This window comes from Lolliginicoccus suaedae (genome assembly GCF_008312885.1).
GTDB lineage: Bacteria > Actinomycetota > Actinomycetes > Mycobacteriales > Mycobacteriaceae > Lolliginicoccus > Lolliginicoccus suaedae.
Map to the genome: position 1 here is coordinate 119,904 of NZ_VSSO01000001.1, position 20,597 is coordinate 140,500.

At 68.8% G+C, this 20,597-nt stretch carries 20 protein-coding genes and 1 riboswitch; of the genes, 12 read left to right on the plus strand and 8 right to left on the minus strand.

The window, feature by feature from the left end; all coding sequences use genetic code 11:
* From FXO18_RS00510 to gcvP, 10 genes are all read left to right on the plus strand, one after another.
* Window positions 1–609: a CDP-alcohol phosphatidyltransferase family protein gene (locus tag FXO18_RS00510; protein ID WP_407936427.1), complete on the plus strand. Its 609-nt coding sequence runs from the start codon at window positions 1–3 to the stop codon at window positions 607–609.
* 9 nt (window positions 610–618) lie between these two features.
* Window positions 619–1,473 carry a DUF881 domain-containing protein gene (locus FXO18_RS00515; protein ID WP_149359126.1) on the plus strand — a complete coding sequence of 285 codons (855 nt, stop codon included), beginning with the start codon at window positions 619–621 and terminating at the stop codon, window positions 1,471–1,473.
* The gene (locus FXO18_RS00520; RefSeq protein WP_149359127.1) at window positions 1,470–1,802 is read left to right on the plus strand and encodes a small basic family protein; all 333 of its coding nucleotides are present in this window, start codon (window positions 1,470–1,472) and stop codon (window positions 1,800–1,802) included. The genes FXO18_RS00515 and FXO18_RS00520 overlap by 4 nt, the downstream gene beginning before the upstream one ends.
* Window positions 1,795–2,523 (plus strand): DUF881 domain-containing protein, encoded by a 729-nt coding sequence (locus FXO18_RS00525; protein ID WP_235900358.1) that lies wholly within the window; start codon window positions 1,795–1,797, stop codon window positions 2,521–2,523. Before FXO18_RS00520 ends, FXO18_RS00525 begins: the two co-directional genes overlap by 8 nt.
* Window positions 2,524–2,622: 99 nt before the next feature.
* Window positions 2,623–3,030, plus strand: coding sequence for a glycine cleavage system protein GcvH (gcvH, locus tag FXO18_RS00530; protein ID WP_149359129.1), 408 nt, complete (start codon window positions 2,623–2,625; stop codon window positions 3,028–3,030).
* A gap of 254 nt (window positions 3,031–3,284) precedes the next feature.
* Window positions 3,285–3,767 carry a glycogen accumulation regulator GarA gene (gene garA / locus FXO18_RS00535; protein WP_149359130.1) on the plus strand — a complete coding sequence of 161 codons (483 nt, stop codon included), beginning with the start codon at window positions 3,285–3,287 and terminating at the stop codon, window positions 3,765–3,767.
* Complete coding sequence (ftsR, locus tag FXO18_RS00540; RefSeq protein ID WP_149359131.1) at window positions 3,764–4,468, plus strand: transcriptional regulator FtsR; 705 nt, start codon at window positions 3,764–3,766, stop codon at window positions 4,466–4,468. The genes garA and ftsR overlap by 4 nt, the downstream gene beginning before the upstream one ends.
* A 139-nt stretch (window positions 4,469–4,607) precedes the next feature.
* Complete coding sequence (locus FXO18_RS00545) at window positions 4,608–5,081, plus strand: bifunctional nuclease family protein (RefSeq protein ID WP_149359132.1); 474 nt, start codon at window positions 4,608–4,610, stop codon at window positions 5,079–5,081.
* A gap of 278 nt (window positions 5,082–5,359) precedes the next feature.
* Window positions 5,360–5,959, plus strand: a complete 600-nt coding sequence (locus FXO18_RS00550) for a MerR family transcriptional regulator (protein WP_407936428.1) — start codon at window positions 5,360–5,362, stop codon at window positions 5,957–5,959.
* A gap of 49 nt (window positions 5,960–6,008) precedes the next feature.
* Window positions 6,009–6,115: riboswitch (glycine riboswitch) on the plus strand.
* A 143-nt stretch (window positions 6,116–6,258) separates the two neighbouring features.
* Window positions 6,259–9,096, plus strand: coding sequence for an aminomethyl-transferring glycine dehydrogenase (gene gcvP / locus FXO18_RS00555; RefSeq protein WP_149359133.1), 2,838 nt, complete (start codon window positions 6,259–6,261; stop codon window positions 9,094–9,096).
* A 139-nt stretch (window positions 9,097–9,235) separates the two neighbouring features.
* Here gcvP and FXO18_RS00560 read toward each other — a convergent pair whose 3' ends face one another.
* The 8 genes from FXO18_RS00560 to FXO18_RS00595 all read right to left on the minus strand — a co-directional run bounded on the left by FXO18_RS00560 (window position 9,236) and on the right by FXO18_RS00595 (window position 18,824).
* Complete coding sequence (locus FXO18_RS00560) at window positions 9,236–10,396, minus strand: metallophosphoesterase (protein ID WP_149359134.1); 1,161 nt, start codon at window positions 10,394–10,396, stop codon at window positions 9,236–9,238.
* Window positions 10,397–10,483: 87 nt separating this feature from the next.
* Window positions 10,484–12,658: a malate synthase G gene (locus FXO18_RS00565; protein ID WP_149359135.1), complete on the minus strand. Its 2,175-nt coding sequence runs from the start codon at window positions 12,656–12,658 to the stop codon at window positions 10,484–10,486.
* 152 nt (window positions 12,659–12,810) lie between these two features.
* Entirely contained in the window at window positions 12,811–13,734 is a 924-nt protein-coding gene (locus tag FXO18_RS00570) for a 3-methyladenine DNA glycosylase (RefSeq protein ID WP_407936416.1), read from the minus strand.
* A gap of 63 nt (window positions 13,735–13,797) precedes the next feature.
* The gene (locus FXO18_RS00575) at window positions 13,798–14,241 is read right to left on the minus strand and encodes a hypothetical protein (RefSeq protein WP_149359137.1); all 444 of its coding nucleotides are present in this window, start codon (window positions 14,239–14,241) and stop codon (window positions 13,798–13,800) included.
* Window positions 14,242–14,311: 70 nt separating this feature from the next.
* A complete protein-coding gene (locus tag FXO18_RS00580; protein WP_149359138.1) occupies window positions 14,312–15,748 on the minus strand; it encodes a GuaB1 family IMP dehydrogenase-related protein in 1,437 nt (478 codons plus the stop codon).
* A gap of 53 nt (window positions 15,749–15,801) precedes the next feature.
* A complete protein-coding gene (gene gndA, locus FXO18_RS00585) occupies window positions 15,802–17,265 on the minus strand; it encodes an NADP-dependent phosphogluconate dehydrogenase (RefSeq protein ID WP_149359139.1) in 1,464 nt (487 codons plus the stop codon).
* Window positions 17,266–17,363: 98 nt separating this feature from the next.
* Window positions 17,364–18,320 carry a M56 family metallopeptidase gene (locus FXO18_RS00590; RefSeq protein ID WP_149359140.1) on the minus strand — a complete coding sequence of 319 codons (957 nt, stop codon included), beginning with the start codon at window positions 18,318–18,320 and terminating at the stop codon, window positions 17,364–17,366.
* A 90-nt stretch (window positions 18,321–18,410) separates the two neighbouring features.
* Window positions 18,411–18,824, minus strand: a complete 414-nt coding sequence (locus FXO18_RS00595; RefSeq protein ID WP_149359141.1) for a BlaI/MecI/CopY family transcriptional regulator — start codon at window positions 18,822–18,824, stop codon at window positions 18,411–18,413.
* A gap of 245 nt (window positions 18,825–19,069) precedes the next feature.
* Between FXO18_RS00595 and FXO18_RS00600 the strand changes: the two genes are divergently transcribed.
* Together FXO18_RS00600 and FXO18_RS00605 are read left to right on the plus strand one after the other, a co-directional pair.
* The gene (locus FXO18_RS00600; protein ID WP_235900359.1) at window positions 19,070–19,849 is read left to right on the plus strand and encodes a hypothetical protein; all 780 of its coding nucleotides are present in this window, start codon (window positions 19,070–19,072) and stop codon (window positions 19,847–19,849) included.
* 257 nt (window positions 19,850–20,106) lie between these two features.
* Window positions 20,107–20,502 carry a PaaI family thioesterase gene (locus FXO18_RS00605; protein WP_149360021.1) on the plus strand — a complete coding sequence of 132 codons (396 nt, stop codon included), beginning with the start codon at window positions 20,107–20,109 and terminating at the stop codon, window positions 20,500–20,502.
* Window positions 20,503–20,597 lie beyond the last annotated feature (95 nt).

Consider the following 20,597-nt stretch of genomic DNA (forward strand, 5'->3'; position numbering starts at 1 on the left):
ATCGACGAGCTCGCCGCCGAGCCACCGATCACCACTGATCGCATCTGGACGATCCCTAACTCGCTCAGCATGCTGCGGCTCGCGGGCGTTCCCGTCTTCCTCGTGCTGCTGCTCGTCTACCAGCTCGATGCGTGGGCGCTGTGGGTGCTGATCTTCAGCGGGATCAGCGACTGGCTCGATGGCAAGCTCGCCCGGCTGCTCAACCAGACCTCGAAGCTCGGGGCGATCCTCGATCCGCTCGCCGACCGGCTCTACATGTTCGTCATTCCCATCGCGTTCGCGTGGCGCGAGTTCATCCCCTGGTGGGTGGTCGCGCTGCTCGTCGGCCGCGACGTCATCCTCGCATCGATGGTGCCGTTCGTCCGGGGCCGCGGTGTGGACTCGCTGCCCGTGACGTATCTGGGCAAGGCCGCGACGTTTGCCCTCATGTATGCCTTCCCGGTGATCCTCGCGGCGCAGGGGACGAGCACGTTCGCCTCGATCATGGAGCCGATCGGGCATGCCATGCTCATCTGGGGACTCTTCCTGTACCTGTGGACGATGGTGCTGTATGTGGTGCAGGTGCGGTTGCTCGTGCGCGCCTATCCACGGCTCCGGGCAGGGCGCTAGAGACTAGCGATGCCTGATCCCGCGCCCCGCTCGCCCGAGCCCTCGCTGCTGCGTGCCCTGCTCACCCACCACCTCGATCCTGGCTATGCCGCTGCGCGCGCACGGGCACAGCACGGGAAGGGCCGGAGCAGGCATCGCCTGGCGGACCTGGCATGGCTGGTTGTCGGCGCGTTCCTCATCGGCATCGCGCTCGGCGGCGCGCGAGGCTGGGCCGAGCAGCGGGCGCCCGACACCGAGCTCTTGCTCACCACCCTGCGAGCGGAGGCGCGCGAGGCCAGCGCCCGGGTCGATGCGCTTGCCAGCGAGCGTGACCAGCTCGCCGCGGAGATCGCCGAATCCCGTTCCCGGCTCGCGGATCTCGGCGGACCGGCGGGCCGCGCCATCGATGAGCTGGCTCTCATCGAGCACGCCGTCGCCGCGACCCCGGTGGAGGGGGCCGGCATCGAGATCGACCTCTCCGAGCCCGACGGCGCCAACGCCATCACGAGCACGGATCGTCTTGCCGCCCGCCGCAACACCCTGCTCGATCGGGACCTGCAGATCGTGGTGAACGCGCTGTGGGCATCGGGCGCGGACGCCATCTCAGTGGATGGGGTGCGCATCGGCGCGCATACCGCTATACGCCAGGCTGGTCGTGCCATCCTGGTGGACAATCACGTCATCAGCGAGCCCTACGTCATCTCCGCGATCGGGGAGCCACGAAGCCTGCAGTCGTCATTCATCGCCAGTGGCGCGTATGTGCGGATGTCCGGGCTTGGCCAGCTCTACGGGATCGGGTTCGCCGTTCGCGACGCGGACCATCTCGAGCTGCCGGGCGCCTCGGTCCGCGAGCTGCGGGTCGCGCAGCAGAAGGAGGCACCGTGATCGGTGTTATCGCTCTCATCGCCGGCGTCGTGCTAGGGGTCTATTTGAGCCCTGACGTTCCGGCCGGCATACAGCCCTACTTGCCGATCGCGGTGGTGGCCGCGCTCGATGCGCTCTTCGGGGGCCTGCGTGCCTATTTCGATGGCCTGTTCGATTCCAAGGTCTTCGTCGTGTCCTTCCTGTTCAATGTCACGATCGCTGCCTTGCTGGTCTATCTCGGCGATCTCCTCGGGGTGGGCGCGCAGTTGTCGACGGCAGTCCTTGTTGTCCTCGGTATCCGCATCTTCGGCAATGCGGCCTCGATCCGCCGCGGGGTGTTCGGTGCCTGATCGCGCGGCCCGGAAGCGCAAGCGCGGGCGCAGAGCCGTGTTCTCCGTCCTCGCCGTCGTGTTCTGCGTCGTCCTGGGCGTGGCGATCACCGCGCAGGTGCGCACCGTGGGGAGCGACGATGTCCTCGACGGGATGCGGCAGCAGGATCTCCTCGAGCTGCTCGATCAGCTCAATGCGACCGAGGCGGAGAACCGTGCGGAGATCGAGGCGCTCGAGGAGACCCTCGCGGGGATCATCGCCTCGGGCAGCGATGGCGAGGCCGCTCTCGAGCAGGCGCTGGCCCAGCGCGACGCGCTTGCCATCCAGGCGGGCATCGTCGCTGCCCGGGGCCCCGGCGTGGTGCTGATCATCCGCGACCCCCGCAACGCCGTTGGCGCCGAGGTCCTGCTCGATCAGGTGCAGGAGCTACGGGCAGCGGGCGCGGAGGCGATCCAGGTGGCGAGCAGCGACGGAACGGGGGTGCGGGTGGGCACGAGCACCTGGTTCACGGGCCCGGGCGGGCGCATCGTGGCGGAGGGCGTCGAGCTCGCGGCTCCCTACGTGGTCACCGCGATCGGAGATCCTGATACGCTCGCAGCCGCGCTCGACATTCCCGGCGGGGCGATAGACACGGTGGCCCGCAATGGCGGTAGGTTGACCATCGAGAAGCGCGACGAGGTCGTGGTCGACATCGTGCGGGAGCTGCCCGGGGCACTCGATGCCCGGCCCGGCGGCCCGTGAGCGGTGGGAGCCGGCGATGATCGCGCGAGCACCTCTTTGTCCGTCGCGGCCGATGCGCGGCGGATGCACGCAAACAGTGTGGATGGAAGGAAGACGCAAGTGACCGAGGCCAGCCTCCCCGAGGACCTGCGGTATACCCGCGAGCACGAGTGGGTCCGCAAGTCCGGGGAATCGACGGTCCGTATCGGCATCACGGACTACGCGCAGCGCCAGCTCAACGATGTCGTCTTCGTGCAGCTTCCCGAGGTGGGCGATGAGGTGACCGCGGGGGAGCCGTTCGGCGAGGTCGAGTCGACCAAGAGCGTCTCTGACATCTTCGCGCCGCTCACCGGTACTATCTCCGCGCTCAACGATGCTCTCGTCGACGCCCCGGAGCTAGTGAACACCGACCCCTACTCGGACGGCTGGCTCGTCGAGATCGCCGTCGCCGACGCGGGAGCGCTCGATGACGAGCTCGCGGGGATGCTCGGCGCGGCCGAGTACCGCGGGATCAGCGGCGACGAGTGAGTTCCCCAAGTACATTTCGGATTAACTTTCGCTGAGGATCGCGGAAAACTCGCGCAAGCGCTCCGCATGGCTGTGCCAACAAGGTACGGTCGAACCTAGCGTCGGTGGGCCCGCGACACCACGGGCCGGATCGGCAGCCGGGGATTGTGCAGCGGAACTGTGAGACAGCGGAAAGCGGTCGGGGATCGACTGGACCCCCGGCCCGCGCGACACTCGGTCGTGGTGCCACAAGGCAAGTAGAAAGAGGAGATACGGTGAGCGACAACCAGAACAATCCGGCCTTCGAGGGAGCGTCGGCGGAGACCACATCGGTATTCCGTGCGGATTTTCTGCGCGAGCTCGATGCAACCGGCCATGCTCCTGAGCCGCAGGTTTCCGGCATCGAGAGCCTTCCAGCCGGATCGGCGCTGCTCGTGGTCAAGCGTGGACCAAACGCCGGTTCGCGCTTCCTGCTCGACGAGGCGACCACCTCGGCGGGCCGCCACCCGGATAGCGACATCTTCCTCGATGACGTCACCGTGAGCCGTCGGCACGCGGAGTTCCGCCGCGAGAACGGTGCCTTCCAGGTTGTCGATGTCGGTAGCCTCAACGGCACCTATGTCAATCGCGAGCCGGTGGATGCTGCTGTCCTGGCCAACGGTGACGAGGTCCAGATCGGCAAGTTCCGGCTCGTATTCCTCTCCGGCCCCAAGCCCGCGGGATCGGAGGAGCCCGCTGCAGGAGCGGGCAGCCAGTGACCGCAGCGGGGAATCCCCTGCAGGGCGCAGGTCTATCCATCGGGGCGGTGCTGGATCAGCTTCGCCCCGATTTCCCTGACGTCACGATCTCCAAGATTCGCTTCCTGGAGTCGGAAGGCTTGATCAGTCCGCAGCGCACGCCGTCGGGATACCGGCGGTTCGGCGCGGCGGACTGCGATCGGCTTCGCTTCATCCTCACCGCGCAGCGGGACCACTACCTGCCGCTGAAAGTGATCCGTGAGCAGCTCGATGCCATCGATCGGGGATCCACTCCCGAGGGGCCCGTCGTTCGCCTGCCGCGCACGTTCGCCTCGAGCGAGGGCGCGGGGGAGTCCTCGAGGGTGAGCCGCGCGGAACTGCTGCGGCGTACTGGCGCCGACGAGACGTTCCTCGACGGCATCATCGGCGCCGGCTACGTCAAGGCGGGAACCGCCGGCTACTTCGATGCGGATGCGGTGACGTTGGTCCGTGCCGCGCGGTCGATGGCTGAGTTCGGGATCGATGCGCGGCACCTGCGGTCGTTCCGCATGGCAGCCGAGCGCCAGGCGGACTTGCTGGCGCAGATAGCGAGCCCGATCGCGCGCGGCCGCGAGGAAGGTGCCCGCGACCGTGCCGAGGAGATGGTGCTGGAGCTGTGCTCGCTGCTCGTCACCGCGCATGCCGCGCTCCTGAAGTCCGCTGCGCGGGATGCGCTGCACTAGCGGGGAGCACACGTGCACGAGGGTCGCGCGATCGTGACGGATCGGTGCGGCACCCGTGCGGCCATCGCGACCACGTTCCCATAGACTTGGTGGTAGCGCTCCGTTCCAGAGCCGGACGTGCACAGGAGAGGCGGTTGAAATGGGAGAGGTTCGCGTTATCGGCATTCGCGTCGAGCAGCCACAGAACCAGCCCGTGATGCTGCTCCGTGAGGTCGATGGCGATCGCTACCTGCCCATCTGGATCGGGCAGGCCGAGGCGACGTCGATCGCGCTGGAGCAGCAGGGCGTGGTGCCGGCACGGCCGCTGACCCACGATCTGTTCCGCGATGTGCTGGTAGCCCTGGGGCATTCCTTGAAGGAAGTGCGGATCGTGGATCTGCAGGAAGGCACCTTCTATGCGGAGATGCATTTCGACAAGGACGTGACCGTCTCTGCCCGGCCCTCCGACGCTGTGGCCATCGCGCTGCGCGTTGACGTGCCGATCTTCGCGGAGGAGGCCGTTCTGGAGGAGGCGGGCCTGGTCATTCCGGATGAGAAGGAGGACGAGGTCGAGAAGTTCAAGGAGTTCCTGGACTCGGTCTCGCCGGAGGACTTCAACTCCCCGGATAGCTGATTGCGTATCGGAATCGCAACGTAAAAATCTCAACTCATGGTTGAGGGTTTACCATTCTGATTCTTTCTTACATTTGTGTGATTCATCTCATGCTGGCTTTCTTAAAGTTGTAGTCTATAAACGGCGAGGCGCAAAGACGCGCAGCGCTTCAGGGCGGTAGTGTGCACAGCGACCACCCTGAAGGGGCCACCGCGGTCCCACCACATCCGTGGCGCCGGGTACTGCTTGGCACCCAACGTGACGGATCCGGCGAGAGGGAGATATCCGTGGCCGAAGAACTGAAGGGACAACGGAGCGCGCACGCGACACCCCGATCACTTCCCGCTGAGCCCATTCAGCCGGGACTGTTCCCCGATGACTCGGTTCCCGACGAGCTCGTCGGCTACCGCGTTCCCACCGCCTGCCAGATCGCCGGGATCACCTACCGGCAGCTCGACTACTGGGCCCGCACCGGCCTCGTGCAGCCCTCGATCCGCGGTGCCGCGGGCTCGGGCAGCCAGCGCCTGTACTCCTTCAAGGACATGCTGGTCCTCAAGATCGTCAAGCGCCTGCTCGACACGGGCATCTCGCTGCACAACATCCGCATCGCCGTCGAGCACCTCCGCAAGCGTGGTGTCGCCGACCTCGCGAACGTCACCCTCTTCTCCGACGGCACGACCGTCTACGAGTGCTCGTCCCCCGAGGAGGTCGTTGACCTGCTCCAGGGCGGCCAGGGCGTGTTCGGAATCGCCGTCGGTGGTGCCATGCGCGAGCTCACCGGCAAGATCGCCGAGTTCCCCGGCGAGCACGCGGACGTCGTGGAGACCGGCGAGACCATCGTCGCGGTCGAGGACGAGCTCGCGTCCCGCCGCCGCAACCGGGCCCGAAAGATCGGCTAGGCACACCAGTTCGTCCGAGGCGTCCGCACCCAGTAAGCTAGGGTCGCGTCGATGCCGTGCGGGAGAGACCCTGCTGCAGCTTCCAAGCTGCACGGGGCGCCGAAGGAGCAACACCTCTCCGTCAATCTCTCAGGCACCCAGGACCGTACGAGCTGCGACGCCTCTGGAAAGTGGTGGCCATGCCACCCGCCCACGGGGAAAGGCGCGCTCGCGCTGAATCTCTCAGGCGCCCTCACCGGCAGCGACAGAGGGGGAGGACCACCCAAGGCAAAGCCTTGCCCGGCCCCCGAGGAGCACCCGTGACCGACTCCACCCCGAATGGATTCGCCGACCGCCACATCGGCATCAGCACCGACGCGCTCGACCACATTCTTTCCGTCATCGGCGTGGACTCCCTCGACCAGCTCGCCGCCAGGGCAGTGCCCGGCGACATCCTCGACCAAGCCTTCGCCAGTGCCCATCATGATGCGGCCAGCGAGCACGAGGTCCAAGCCGAGCTGCGCGCCCTCGCCGCGCGCAATACCCTCACCACCTCCATGATCGGTCTTGGCTACTACACGACCCTCACCCCGCCCGTGCTGGTGCGCAACATCCTCGAGAACCCCGCCTGGTACACCGCGTACACCCCGTACCAGCCCGAGATCAGCCAGGGCCGCCTCGAGGTGCTGCTGAACTTCCAGACGATGGTCGCCGACCTGACCGGCATGGACATGGCGAACTCGTCGCTGCTCGATGAGGCCACCGCCGCCGCCGAGGCCATGACCATGCTGCGCCGCGCGTCCCGCTCGAAGTCGCCGAGGTTCCTCGTTGACACCGACATCTTCCCCCAGACCCGTGCGGTGCTCGAGACCCGCGCAGAGCCGCTCGGCATCGAGCTCGTGCACACCGACCTCACCGTGGGCCTCCCGGCGGACGGCGAGTTCTTCGGCATCCTCGTCCAGGCCCCCGCCGCGAGCGGCCGCCTCCACGACTGGACCCCTGTCTTCGCCGCCGCCCACGAGCGTGGCGCGCTCATCGCCGCCGGGGCCGACCTGCTCGCCCTCACCCTCGCCACCCCGCCGGGCGAGATGGGCGCGGACGCGGTGTTCGGCACCACCCAGCGCTTCGGCGTCCCGATGGGCTTCGGCGGCCCCCACGCCGGCTACCTCGCCACCCGCCAGGCCCATGCCCGGCAGCTTCCCGGTCGCCTGGTAGGAGTGTCCAAGGACGCCGACGGCAACCTCGCCTACCGGCTCGCCCTGCAGACCCGCGAGCAGCACATCCGCCGCGAGAAGGCCACCTCCAACATCTGCACCGCGCAGGTGCTCCTCGCCGTGATGGCCGCGAGCTACGCCTCCTACCACGGACCAGAGGGCCTGCGCGCCATCGCGAGCCGGGTGGCATCGCATGCGGCCACCCTTGCCGGGCGCCTCGCGGCTACCGGTTCCGCGGAGATCGTGCACGAGCACTTCTTCGACACCATCCTCGCCCGCGTGCCCGGCCGGGCCCACGCCATCCACGAGGCAGCCCGCACCCAGGGGATCACTCTCCGGCTGATCGACGCTGACCACCTCGGCATCGCCTGCGACGAGGCCACCACTGCTGCCCACATCGACGCCGTCGCCGCCGCGTTCGGTGCCACCGGTTCTGGCACGCAGGCCGCGGCCGCAATCCCGGCCGGACTGGCCCGCACCAGCGACTACCTCACCCATCCCGCCTTCCACCTCTACCGCACCGAGACCGCGATGCTGCGCTACCTGCGAGCCCTTGCCGACAAGGACATCGCGCTCGACCGCAGCATGATCCCGCTCGGTTCCTGCACCATGAAGCTCAACTCCACCACCGAGATGGAAGCCGTCACCTGGCCCGAGTTCTCCGGCCTGCACCCCTTCGCCCCCGCCGAGGACACCGAAGGCATCCGCGCGCTCATCAGTGATCTCGAGACCTGGCTCGCCGAGGTCACCGGCTACGACCGCGTCAGCCTCCAGCCCAACGCCGGCAGCCAGGGCGAGCTCGCTGGCCTCCTCGCCATCCGCGGCTACCACCATGCCCGCGGCGAGTCCCATCGCGACGTGTGCGTCATCCCGTCGTCCGCCCACGGCACCAACGCCGCGTCCGCGGTCATGGCGGGGATGCGCGTGGTGGTGGTCAAGTGCCGCGACAATGGCGACGTCGACCTCGACGACCTGCGCGCGAAGATCGCCGCCCACGCGGAGTCGCTGTCGGCGATCATGATCACCTACCCCTCGACGCACGGGGTGTTCGAGCACGACATCCGCGACATCTGCGCCGCCGTGCACGATGCCGGTGGGCAGGTCTACGTCGATGGCGCGAACCTCAACGCACTCGTCGGCGTGGCGCGCCCCGGCCAGTTCGGCGGCGACGTCAGCCACCTCAACCTGCACAAGACCTTCTGCATCCCCCACGGCGGAGGCGGCCCGGGCGTCGGGCCCGTCGCGGTCCGCGAGCACCTCGCGCCATTCCTTCCCGGCCACCCGCTGGCTCCCGAGCTCGGCGACGGACCGACCATCTCCGCCGCCCCATACGGCTCAGCGTCCATCCTGCCGATCAGCTGGGCGTACATGCGCATGATGGGCACCGCCGGGCTGCGCCGCGCCACGCTGACCGCCATCGCCTCCGCGAACTATCTCGCCCGGCGCCTCGACGAATACTTCCCCGTCCTCTACACCGGCGAGAGCGGCATGGTCGCCCACGAGTGCATCCTCGACGTGCGTCCGCTGAGCAAGGACACGGGCGTCACCATCGATGATGTGGCAAAGCGTCTCGCCGACTACGGCTTCCACGCCCCGACGATGAGCTTCCCCGTTCCCGGAACGCTCATGGTGGAGCCCACCGAGAGCGAGGACCTCGCCGAGCTCGATGCGTTCTGCGACGCCATGATCGCCATCCGCAAGGAGATCGATCGCGTCGGCTCCGGCGAGTGGCCGGTCGACGACAACCCGCTGCGCGGCGCGCCCCACACCGCTGAGTGCCTCGTCGAGGACTGGCAGCACCCCTACGACCGCAAGACCGCCGCCTACCCGGGCGGGATCGGCAACCGGCCCAAGGTGTGGCCTGCTGTCCGGCGCATCGATGGCGCGTTCGGCGACCGCAACCTCGTCTGCTCGTGCCCGCCGCTGGAGGCCTACCAGGGCTAGGCGGTAGTCCGTGAGGATGTGCCAAACGCGATAGAAGCAGCCAGACGCGATAGAAACCGACCTGGGATTCCCGGCGGTTTCTATCGCGTTTGCGGCAAAGGCGGCCCCGGCGCCCCAGCGCACGTCGGCACCGCCAGGCCTACTCGCGGACGAGCTCGATGATCACGATCTCCGGGGTGGTGCCGACACGCACTGGTGGCCCCCACGCGCCCGCGCCCGAGGTGGTGTAGATCTGCGTGCCTCGCGCATCACCGTTCCCTTCGGCACCGCTGGCCAGGCGGTCGAGCCCGGTGATGGCGACGTCCTGGGTGAGCGCGACGAGATAGCCGAACGGCCAGAGCTGCCCGCCGTGGGTGTGGCCGGAGAACTGGACATCCACCCCTGCGGCGGCGGCAGCGTTGATGTGGCGGGGCTGGTGGGCGAGCAGCAGCAGGGTGCGCCCGGTGTCGCGGCCAGCGAGCGCTGCATCGAGATCAGCGGGGCGGGGCGCGGGGGCGTCGTAGTCGTTGACGCCGGCGAGGTCGAGGATGTCGTCACCGCGCTCGAGCTCGATGCGCTGGTTGCGGAGGGGATTCATGCCCAGCGTGGCGAAGTGGTCAAGCCAGGCGTCGGCATCATCGGCGTAGTACTCGTGGTTGCCGGAGACGACGTGCACGCCGAGCGACGCACGCAGGGCCGAGAGTGGAATCGTGGCGGGACCGACCTTGGCAATGGTCCCGTCGATGAGGTCCCCGCCGACGAGGATGAGATCGGGTTCCTGCTCGTTGACCAGCTCGGTGACCCCCCGGGCGAACTCTTCACCGAGGGCGGGCCCGAGATGCAGGTCGGCGACGAGCGCGATGCGTGTGCCGTCGAATCCCGGGGGCAAGCCGGGCACGGCGATGCGCGTCTCGCGCACCGTGAGCTGGTGGGCGTTCCAGGTTCCCCAGCCGCACACAGCGAGCACCCCGACGACAGCTAGGGCGGTGGCCGCGCGACGGGCTACCAGGATGCGCCTGGCATCGACGCGGGTGGCGCGGGCCAGGAGCGCGACGACAGCGATGAGGGCGAGCGCGGGAACGAGATAGAACAGCACCGCGAACCAGATGCCGCCGGCATAGCCGATGGGCCGCCCCCAGCTCATCGGTATATGGATGCCAACGGCGAGGCTAGCGATGGCCGCGGCCCACAGGGCGGCGAGGGCGATGCGCCCGAGGCGTGTGGCACGAGGTCCAAGGCTGGTTGCCGAGAGCAGGGCGTGGTGCAGCCAGAGATGGAGCGCGCCGATCAGCAGCGCGGTGACGGCGAGGAAGATCAGCATGCGTGTACCCGATCCTGATGGAGCGAGGGCGGGCGCCCCCTGTGTGGGGAGCGCCCGCCCTCGATGCTCGTTGCCCGCTAGCGCCGGTCAGGCGTTGGCGGCCTTGTACTCGCGGCGGCGGCGGTGCAGGATCGGCTCGGTGTAGCCGCTCGGCTGCTTGGTGCCCTCGAGGATGAGCTCGCGGGCCGCCTCGAAGGCGATGTTGCCCTCGAAGGCGGGGGCCATCGGCTTGTAGTTGCTGTCGCCGGCGTTCTGGCGATCAACGACCTCGGCCATGCGCTGCAGGCTCTCATTCACCTGATCGGTGGTGATGATGCCGTGGCGCAGCCAGTTCGCCAGCGTCTGGCTGGCGATGCGCAGCGTGGCACGGTCCTCCATGAGGGCGACATCGTTGATGTCGGGCACCTTGGAGACGCCGACGCCGTGGTCGATCCAGCGGACCACGTAGCCGAGGATGGACTGGCAGTTGTTGTCGACCTCGCGAGCAACCACGGCAGCGTCCCAGGTGGCGGCATCAGCGGCAACAGGGATGGTGAGCAGGGCATCGATGCTGGCCTGCTCGCGCTTCTTCAGCTCGATGTGCTCGGCGAACACATCCACCTGGTGGTAGTGCATGGCGTGCAGGGTGGCGGCGGTGGGCGAGGGAACCCATGCGGTGGTGGCGCCCTGCTTGAGCTGCCCGGCCTTCTGCTCGACCATTGCCGACATCAGGTCAGTCATGGCCCACATGCCCTTGCCGATCTGGGCGTGGCCGGTGAGGCCGGTGGACAGGCCCGCGTCGACGTTGTTGTCCTCGTAGGCGGCGAACCACTTCTGCGACTTCTGGTCGGCCTTGGGGACCACGACACCGGCCTCCATGGAGGTGTGGATCTCATCGCCGGTGCGATCGAGGAACCCGGTGTTGATGAAGACGACGCGCTCCTGGGCGGCCTCGATGCAGCCCCGCAGGTTGACGCTGGTGCGGCGCTCCTCGTCCATGATGCCGACCTTGAGGGTGTTCTCGGGCAGGTCGAGGATCTGCTCGACGCGGCGGAACAGCTCGACGGTGAACCCGACCTCTTCGGGGCCGTGCATCTTGGGCTTGACGATGTAGAGCGACCCGGTGCGGCTGTTCTTCAGCGGGTAGTCGCCGCGCAGGCTGTGGAGCCCAGCCAGGGAGGTGATGAGTCCGTCGAGGATGCCCTCGGGGATCTCGTTGCCCTCGGCGTCGAGGATGGCGTTGGTGGTCATGAGGTGACCGACGTTGCGGACGAACAGCAGCGAGCGGCCGGGCAGGGAGAGGGTGCGCCCGTCCGGGGTGGTGTACTCGCGATCGGGGTTCATCACGCGGGTGAAGGTCTTGCCACCCTTGCTGACGTCCTCGGAGAGGTCGCCCTTCATCAGGCCGAGCCAGTTGCGGTATCCGTTGGTCTTGTCATCCGCATCGACCGCGGCAACCGAATCCTCGAAGTCCATGATGGTGGTGACGGCCGACTCGAGGACGACGTCCTTGACGCCAGCGGCATCGGTGGAGCCGACGGGGCTGGCGGGATCGATGAGGATCTCGGCGTGCAGCCCGTTGTGCTTGATGAGCAGCGAGGAGGGGTTGCTGGCATCGCCGGTGTAGCCGAGGCAGCTAGCGCCCGCGGCGAGCCCGGTGGTGGAGCCGTCGGCGAGGGTGACGGCGAGCTTGCCGTCCGCGATGGCGTAGTTGGTGGAGCCGACGTGGGATCCCTCGGCGAGCGGGGCGGCCTGGTCGAGGACGCCGCGCGCGTAGGCGATGACCTTGTCGCCGCGGACCTTGTTGTAGCCGCTGCCCTTCTCCGCGCCGTCGTCCTCGGGGATGACGTCGGTGCCGTAGAGGGCGTCGTAGAGGGAGCCCCAGCGGGCGTTGGCCGCGTTGATGGCGAACCGGGCGTTGGTGACGGGAACGACGAGCTGCGGGCCTGCGGTCTCGGCGATCTCCTCGTCCACGCCGGAGGTGGAGACGGTGAAGTCGGACGGAGCGGGCTGCAGGTAGCCGATGTCGGAGAGGAACGACTTGTAGGCGGCGGCGTCGAAGGTGTCCTTGTTGTCCTGGTGCCAGGTGTCGATGGTGGCTTGCAGCTCATCGCGCTTGGCGAGCAGGGCCTTGTTGGTGGGGGCGAGATCGTTGATCACGGATTCGGCGCCGGCCCAGAACGCGTCGACGTCGACGCCGGTCCCGGGAATGGCTTCCTCCACCACGAAGTCGTACAGAACCTTGGCAACCTGCAGGCTGCCGACGTTCACGCGCTCAGTCATTCATCGCCTCGCTTCTTTGGAAATTCGTGTCACGCATGCGCACAGCAATACGGGCACCGGCTCGGTGCGGCAGCCCGGCAATCACTTTAGGCTACCCGCACGGCAGTGCTCCAACCACGCTATCGCCCATCCACGGCTGCGCGGAAGCCAGGTCAGGCCGGTCCGGCCGCTGCTAGGGCAGCGAGGGATGCCTGGCACGCCGCTGCGATGCGCTCGCGCAGCGGGGCGGCGCGCCCAGCGAGCCACTGCTGGAGACGGACATACTCGGCGCGACCGCCCGGGGACTCCACCGCGATGGGGGCGAGACCGTGGCCGGAGAGGTCATAGGGGCTCGCGCGCATATCGATCTCGCGCGCGGCCAGGGCGAGCTCGAAGCAGTCGAGCAGCAGGTTGGAGGAGGTGATGGGCAGCAGCTTGTAGCACCATTTGTACAGGTCCATGCTGGCGTGCACGCAACCGGGCTGCTCGGCGCGGAGCTGGTCGGCGCGGGTGAGCACTTGGTCATTGCGGGGCCGCGCGGCCTCGGTGAAGAACCGGTAGGCGTCGACATGGGTGCAGCGCAGCGGCATCGACTCGACGACGGCATCGGTGCCGTCATGGCCGAGCCGCAGCGGCAGCCGGGCATGGCGCACCTCTTCCGGGCTCGTGCGGTACACCATCGCCCACTCGTGCATGCCGAAGCAGGAAAGGCGAGCGGGGCGCGCCGTGGTCCGCTCGATCAGGTCGAGGACGAAGCGCACGGTGGACGCGCGGTGCTCGATGAACTCGGGGGAGACATCGGTCAGGCCCTGCTCGTCGGTCCGGTAGCCGCGCCAGCGGGCGTGGTCGGGGGCGTTCTCGAGGGCTGTGCCGATGCCGGGGTGCCAGCGGCGCAGCTGCGCGGGACGCAGGCTGTAGTAGGTGAAGAGGAAGTCCCAGACAGGATGTGCCTCGCCGCGCTGCTGCCTGGCCCGGTGCGGGGCGAGAAGGGCGTCGGCACGCTCGTGGTGGCGGCCCTGGCGAGCGTGCCAGGCCTCGGTGGGGAGGTAGCGGGTAGCTGCGGGGGGAGCATCGAAGGCGCGGCGCACGGTGAACATTGTGGACCGGCGGAGGCCAGGCTGGCTAGTTCGTGCGGACGGTGCGCGAGCGAGGTGCAGCAGCTAGCGGGGGAGGGGGCAGAGGTGCCAGCGGGCGGCGTTCCAGATGGGGAACACCTCAGCGGTGGTGGCATCGGGGTGATTCTGCCGGGTATAGGCGAGCAGGTCCTCGATGGTCTTGCCGCTCTTGGCGGTCAGGACGCACGTCTCCAGGGCGATCTTGCTCGTATCGACGAATCCGATATCGCGGGCGAAGGAACCCATGCGCTGCTCGCCGACGAAGCCGTCGAGACCGCCCGCCCAGCGGTTGAATCCGAGCTGCGTGTCGAAGTCGCAGGTGGCGCCGTAGAAGTCGGCGCAGGTCTGCTGCGAGCCGTTCACGGCATACGTGAGGCTCTCCTGCCGCACTTCTGTCGATTCCGAGCTATCGACGAGGACGAAGAACAGTACTGCGCCGATCGCGATCGCGACGATGGCGGCGAGCAGTCCAGCGAGCAAACCCTTCATGGACCTACCCTATAACGGTACTTGCCGTGGCGAACGACAAATGCGACGCATCGATCGCTCAGAACTGTTGCTACCGGCCGATCGGGCGGGCGCGGCCCTCCGCGAAGCCCGCTGGCGACTGGAGCCCCACCACCGCTTCCTCCGCGAGCGCGGGCAGGGTGCGCACGCCGGTATAGGTGCAGGTGCTGCGCACCCCCGCGCAGATGTGGTCGATCAGGTCCTCGACGCCGGGGCGCTCGGGATCGAGGTGCATCCGCGAGGTGGAGATCCCTTCCTCGAACAATGTCTTGCGCGCGCGATCGTAGGGGGAGTCGCTGGCGGTGCGGGCGGCGACGGCTCGCTTCGACGCCATGCCGAAGCTCTCCTTGTAGGGACGGCCATCGCTGTCGGTGCGCAGGTCGCCGGGTGCCTCGTAGGTGCCGGCGAACCACGAGCCGATCATCACGTTCGATGCCCCGGCGACGAGGGCGAGCGCGACATCGCGCGGGTGCCGGATCCCGCCATCGGCCCATACGTGCCCACCGGCCTCGCGGGCGGCGGCAGCGCACTCGACGATCGCCGAGAACTGTGGCCGCCCGACGCCGGTCATCATGCGGGTGGTGCACATCGCGCCCGGACCGACGCCGGCCTTGATGATGGTCGCGCCGGCCTCGAGCAGGTCGGCCGTGCCTTCCGCGGTGACGACGTTGCCCGCGACGAGCGGAACGCCGAGCCCGGCATCGGCGATCGCCGATACCGCGCTGATCATCTTCTCCTGGTGCCCGTGCGCGGTGTCGACCACGAGCAGGTCCGCCCCCGCGCGCACGAGGGCCCGGGCCCGTGCCACCACGTCGCCATTGATACCCACCGCGGCCGCGATGCGCAGCTCCCCGCGCGCGTTGGCGTTCGGCTCGTACAGCCCGGCGCGCAGTGCTCCCTGCCTGGTCAGCACGCCCACGACGAGCCCCGCATCGTCAACGATCACGGCGATGTCCTCGTGCGCGGCCGCGAGCTGGTCGAATATGTCGCGCGCGGGCGTGTCCTCGCTGGCGGTGATGAAGCTGGTTGCCATCACATCGCCGATACGGGTGTAGCGGTCGACCCCCTCGCAGGCCCGGGGGGTGAGCAGGCCGATGGGGCGGCCTTCCTCGGTGACCACGGCGGCTCCGTGCGCGCGCCGGGTGATCAGCGCGAGGCCGTCGTAGACCGCCTGCTGGGCCGAGAGGATGATGGGCGTGTCCGCCACGTGGTGGCGGGAGTGGACGAACTCGATGGTCTCCGCGGCCGCGGGCATCGGCAGGTCCTGCGGCAGCACGACGAGCCCGCCACGCCTGGCCACGGTCTCGGCCATGCGTCGCCCCGCCACCGCCGTCATATTCGACACCACAAGCGGGATAGTGGTGCCGGAGCCGTCGGCGGTGGACAGATCGACGTCGAACCGGGAGGCGACGTCGCCGCGCCGGGGCACGAGGAACACATCGTCATAGGTCAGGTCGTGGGTCGGTTGCCGTCCGTCGAGGTATCGCATCGCTGCCTCCTGTGGCTGCATCCTGCGTGGGGGCTGCTGGATCGACCCGGGAGCTAGTCGGCGGGGACCTCGCTGCGATCGCCGCCCCACAGGGTGTGGAAGTGGCCCGGCTTGTCGATCCGCTCGTAGGTATGCGCCCCGAAGAAGTCGCGCAGGCCCTGCAGCAGTGCAGCGGGCAGCCGGTCGGCGCGCACGCTGTCGTAGTAGGCGAGCGCGGACCCGAATCCAGGCACGGGCACGCCCATCATCGCGGCGGCCGCGACCACGCGCCGCCAGCTGCCCGTTGATCCTTCCACGGCATCACGGAAGTAGGGATCGAGCAGCAAGCTCGGGAGGGCGGGGTCCGCATCGTAGGCCTCGCGGATGCGGCCGAGGAACTGGGCGCGGATGATGCAGCCGCCCCGCCAGATCGTCGCGAGATCGCCCGGCCGGACGTCCCACTCGTACTCGTCGCTGCCGGCTGTGAGCTGGTTGAAGCCCTGTGCGTAGGCCACCACCTTGGAGGCATACAGCGCCGCATGGATGTCGTCGAGGAAGGATTGCTCGTCCACGCCCGGCAGCGCTTCGCCCAGTGCCGTGGCGAGCTTGCCGCCGGCGAGCCCGGTCGCTGCCGCACGCAGCTCGCGGGCACCGGAGACCGCGCGCGCGAAGACGGCCTCAGCGATCCCGGTGACCGGAACACCGAGGTCGAGGGCGGACTTGACGGTCCACCGCCCGGTGCCCTTCTGCCCGGTGGCGTCGAGGATCATCTCGACGAGCGGCCGCCCGGTTGCCGCATCGACCTGGGCAAGGACCTCGGCGGTGATCTCGACCAGGTAGCTCTCGAGCACGCCGCGGTTCCATTCGGCGAACACCTCGGCGCAGCGGGCGGGGCTGTAGCCGAGGACGCCGGTCATCAGCTGGAACGCCTCGCCGATGAGCTGCATGTCGGCGTACTCGATGCCGTTGTGCACCATCTTCACGTAGTGCCCGGCCCCGTCGGGGCCGATATGGGTGCAGCAGGGAGTCCCGTCGACGTGCGCGGAGATGGACTCGAGCAGGGGGCCGACGGCGGCGTAGGCCTCGGCGGAGCCGCCGGGCATGATCGACGGGCCCTCGAGCGCGCCCTCCTCGCCGCCGGAGATCCCGCAGCCCACGAAATGAATGCCACGCTCGCGCAGCTCGGCCTCGCGCCGTCGCGTGTCGGTGTAGAGGGAGTTCCCGCCGTCGATGATGATGTCGCCGGGCTCCATGGCTCCGGCGAGCTGCTCGATGACCGCGTCGGTGGCGGCCCCGGCCTGCACCATGATGAGTGCCCGGCGCGGTTTCTCGAGGCTGGCCACGAACTCCTCGATCGTGCCTGCAGCAAGGAATGTGCCGTCGCGGCCGTGCTCGCTCACCAGCTCGGCGGTGCGCTGCGGGCTGCGATTGTGCACGGCCACGGCATCGGCATGGCGGGCGAGGTTGCGGGCGATGTTGGCGCCCATCACGCCGAGGCCGGTGACGCCGATGGGGGCGGTGCGGGAGGACGAGGTCACGATGCGGACTCCTGACTGGGCGAATGCCGGGCTGGGGTATTCAGGCCTGGGTTCTCGATCCACCTTAGACCGCGGTGCCCGCGAGCGCGTGGAGCCGCTCAGGACTCCAGCCCGAACAGCCGGGACAGCTCGATGAGCCACGGCAGGGCCACCGCGAGCGTGGGGCCGATGAGGATGAGCGAGGCGGTGGTGTAGGCCGCGACGGCGGTGGGCAGGTGATGGGTCTCGCCAGCCAGCCGCTGCACGCGCAGCAGCGTGGAGATCCCGCCGGCTGCCATCGCGCCCTCGGGAGCCGTGCCGGCGGAGCAGGTCACTAGAGCCCGGGCGAGCGGCGCGCGGCCGGTGGTGTGCAGGGCCGCATCATCGGCGAGCAGCTCGATGAGCAGGCGCACCGAGCCGAGCGCGGACTTGCTGCGCACGATGCGCGGGAAGGCCTCGTGCACCGCGGTGAAGGCCTCGAGGACGAGGTCGTGGCGGGCCCGCAGGTGCGCGCGCTCGTGGGCCAGTATCGCTTCGAGCTCGATGGGGGAGAGGGAGTCGAGGGCGCCCTCGCTGACCACTACCCGCTGGTGAAGGCCGGGCAGGCAGTACGCGAGCGGCTCGGCGTGCTCGAGGACGCGCAGGTCAGCGGTGGTGTAGTGGGCGAGCCGGGGATCGCCCTTGCTGAGCAGGTCGACGAGCATCCGGTGGTGGGCGCGGCGGCGACGGGTGCGGATCGCGACGCGGGCCGTGCTGTAGACCAGGCGCGCGCCGATCAGCACGGTGACGGCGAACACGGCCACCGACAGCAGCCACAGGGGCAGTCCGAGGACGGCGATCTCCGCCGCGGGGGAGGTGGTGGGTCGCCCATCGGGTCCGGGCACGAGCAGCATGCTCGCGATGGCGAGCCCGGAGCTGAACGCGGACAGCACCGCAGCGAGGGCGATGGACTGCCACAGGACGAGGGCGGCGCGGGGGGCGCGCAGGGGCCAACGCGCGCGTGCCAGCACGGTGGGGATCGGTCCGGCGAGAGTGACGGCAAGGACCGCGAACGCGATGGCGGTCGTGCCGATCATGCTTGTCCCTCGATCGTTGGCGGTGCGGGCGAGTGGCTTGCTGTGCTTCCAGTGTGCCCGCGCAGGGTCGATTGGGAAAGCCCGGCGGGGCTAGTTCCGCTTGTGCTGCCCGCGGGCCCGCCCGCTGCCCTGCTGGTCGCGCTGCTCGAGCGCGGTGAGGGCCTGGCGGAGCGCATCAGCCTCGGTCGCATCGACGCGCTCGACGAAATGGACGAGGGCGGCGGCGCGGCCACCGGACTCCTCGGCCTGCTTGAGCGCATCGACCATGAGCTCGGCGACGAGCTCCTCGCGGGCATTGATCGGGGCGTACCGGTACGCGCGCTCCTCGCGCTCCTGGGCGACGAGGTTCTTCTTCGCGAGCCGCTGGAGCACGGTCATGACCGTGGTGTAGGCCAGCGCGCGATGCTGCGAGAGGGACTCGTGGACCTGGCGCACGGTCTGGGGCTCGCGCACGGACCAGAGGTGATCCATGACTGCCCGCTCGAGTTCTCCAAGACCTGCCATTCCGCCAATTCTACTGCTAGTGCGCTCGCAGCCGCTACTACGAGTGGTCGTAGTCACGTTCTGGCGCGGTTCCGCTGGCGCTGGGGGGCCGCGAAGGCGGCGGACCGCGCGGAATGCTCGATTTCCCCATCGACTAGCTTAGCCTTGCCTCAATATGGTTAGGTTACACTAATTAATGCGGCTCCTCGTGGGCCGGGAACACTGTCGAACGCCCCGCGATGGGGCTCGGGAGGGACGAGCAACGAATGGGCTTCGCGACATCAGCGCACGTACCGCGCGCCGTGACGGGCGAACTGGTCCAGGGGCGCCTGGCCGCCCGTGTCGACCAGCCATTCCGCGAGAGCATGGCGCGGCTGCGGGAGCTCGACATCGACTACCCGCGCAACTACGCCATCACCTGGATGCACAACGAGCCGCGGCGCCGGTGGTGGCCGCTGGGCGCGGCGATCCCCGAGGGGCGCCTGCAAGTGATGCATCACAAGGCACTGCGCGAGCTTGGCTCGCGGGATGTGGCCACGGGCCAGGTCGCCTCGATGGTCATCCATGCCGTGGTGGCGCGGCTGGTCGCCCTGCTGGTGCTCGAGGGACGCGCATGGGATCCCGGCACGGAGAACCTGTGGCTGCACTACGACTCGGATGGCGGGGTCGACTGGACTGGCGTCGTCGACCCGATGCTGCGCGTGCTGCCCGGGGATCCCGCCGCGGGATCGCGCGCGGTGCGGACGCTGCCGTGCGAGGCGGCGCTGCTGATGTGGGTCGCGCATCGGTGCGACACCACCCTGGGGCCGCTGCTCGACGAGATCGCGGTTTTCTCCGGGGTGGATGCCGCGCGGCTGTGGTCCATGGTGGGCGAGGCCGTGATGGGAATGGCGTCCTACGCCCCCGCGCGGGCAGGCGTGGACGATGCTGTGCCGCTGCGGCGCGCCCGGGCGCTCCTGGGAGCGTTCGAGGAGCTGGGCCGCCCGGTGCGCAGCCACTCCTCGGCGGTGCGGCTGCGATGGGGGAGCCTAGCGGTCGCAGTGTGACGAGCATCACAACCGCAAAGAGGTTGCAAATGAGGCAAGCCTCACCTAATGTAAGTGGTGGGTCGGAGGAAAGAACAATGACCGCCGGGCCGTGACGGTGTCCTGAGGGCTGCAGAGACACCCGGTCCATGCCAGGATGGGCCTCACGCATACAGTGGCGTGAGGCCCATCTGCTTTCCACGCAAAAGGATTGACACGTGACCACAAGCGACTCCACCGAAGGCTTCCCCGGCGCCATTCCTGACGAGCTCACCGAGATGCTCGACCGCGGGATGGGCAAGTACCTCGGTCTCCGCTACACCGAGATCACCCCCGACTCCGTGCGCGCCCACTGGACGATCCGTCCCGACATGCACCAGCCCGCTGGGCTCGTCCACGGCGGCGTCTACTGCGCGGTCGTCGAATCGCTCGCCAGCGTCGCGGGCACCGCCTGGCTCGGCGAGCGCGGCCACGTCGTGGGCGTCAACAACAACACCGACTTCCTGCGCGCCGTCCGCGAGGGAACCCTCCACGGCCACGCCATTCCTATGCACCGCGGCAGGCTCCAGCAGCTCTGGCTGGTCAACATCACCGACGAGCAGCACCGGCTCGTCGCCCGCGGCCACGTCCGCATCCAGAACATCATCGACTCCGCCAAGCTCGGCACCTCCTGAGAGGCGCCTGGGCCTGAACCCTGGGCCTGAACCCAGGAAAAGCCAGCGGCGCCGGGAACCATCGTGGTTCCCGGCGCCGCGTGCTAGGCGCTAGC

Bases quoted from the DNA above. Each gene is read 5' to 3' on its own strand.
- FXO18_RS00580 (WP_149359138.1), bottom strand. From the start codon at position 15,748: ATGCGATACCTCGACGGACGGCAACCGACCCACGACCTGACCTATGAC.
- FXO18_RS00565 (WP_149359135.1), bottom strand. From the start codon at position 12,658: ATGACTGAGCGCGTGAACGTCGGCAGCCTGCAGGTTGCCAAGGTTCTG.
- FXO18_RS00605 (WP_149360021.1), top strand. From the start codon at position 20,107: ATGCTCGACCGCGGGATGGGCAAGTACCTCGGTCTCCGCTACACCGAG.
- FXO18_RS00575 (WP_149359137.1), bottom strand. From the start codon at position 14,241: ATGAAGGGTTTGCTCGCTGGACTGCTCGCCGCCATCGTCGCGATCGCG.
- FXO18_RS00570 (WP_407936416.1), bottom strand. From the start codon at position 13,734: ATGTTCACCGTGCGCCGCGCCTTCGATGCTCCCCCCGCAGCTACCCGC.
- FXO18_RS00600 (WP_235900359.1), top strand. From the start codon at position 19,070: ATGGGCTTCGCGACATCAGCGCACGTACCGCGCGCCGTGACGGGCGAA.
- FXO18_RS00590 (WP_149359140.1), bottom strand. From the start codon at position 18,320: ATGATCGGCACGACCGCCATCGCGTTCGCGGTCCTTGCCGTCACTCTC.
- FXO18_RS00595 (WP_149359141.1), bottom strand. From the start codon at position 18,824: ATGGCAGGTCTTGGAGAACTCGAGCGGGCAGTCATGGATCACCTCTGG.
- FXO18_RS00560 (WP_149359134.1), bottom strand. From the start codon at position 10,396: ATGCTGATCTTCCTCGCCGTCACCGCGCTGCTGATCGGCGCGCTCCAT.
- FXO18_RS00545 (WP_149359132.1), top strand. From the start codon at position 4,608: ATGGGAGAGGTTCGCGTTATCGGCATTCGCGTCGAGCAGCCACAGAAC.
- FXO18_RS00515 (WP_149359126.1), top strand. From the start codon at position 619: ATGCCTGATCCCGCGCCCCGCTCGCCCGAGCCCTCGCTGCTGCGTGCC.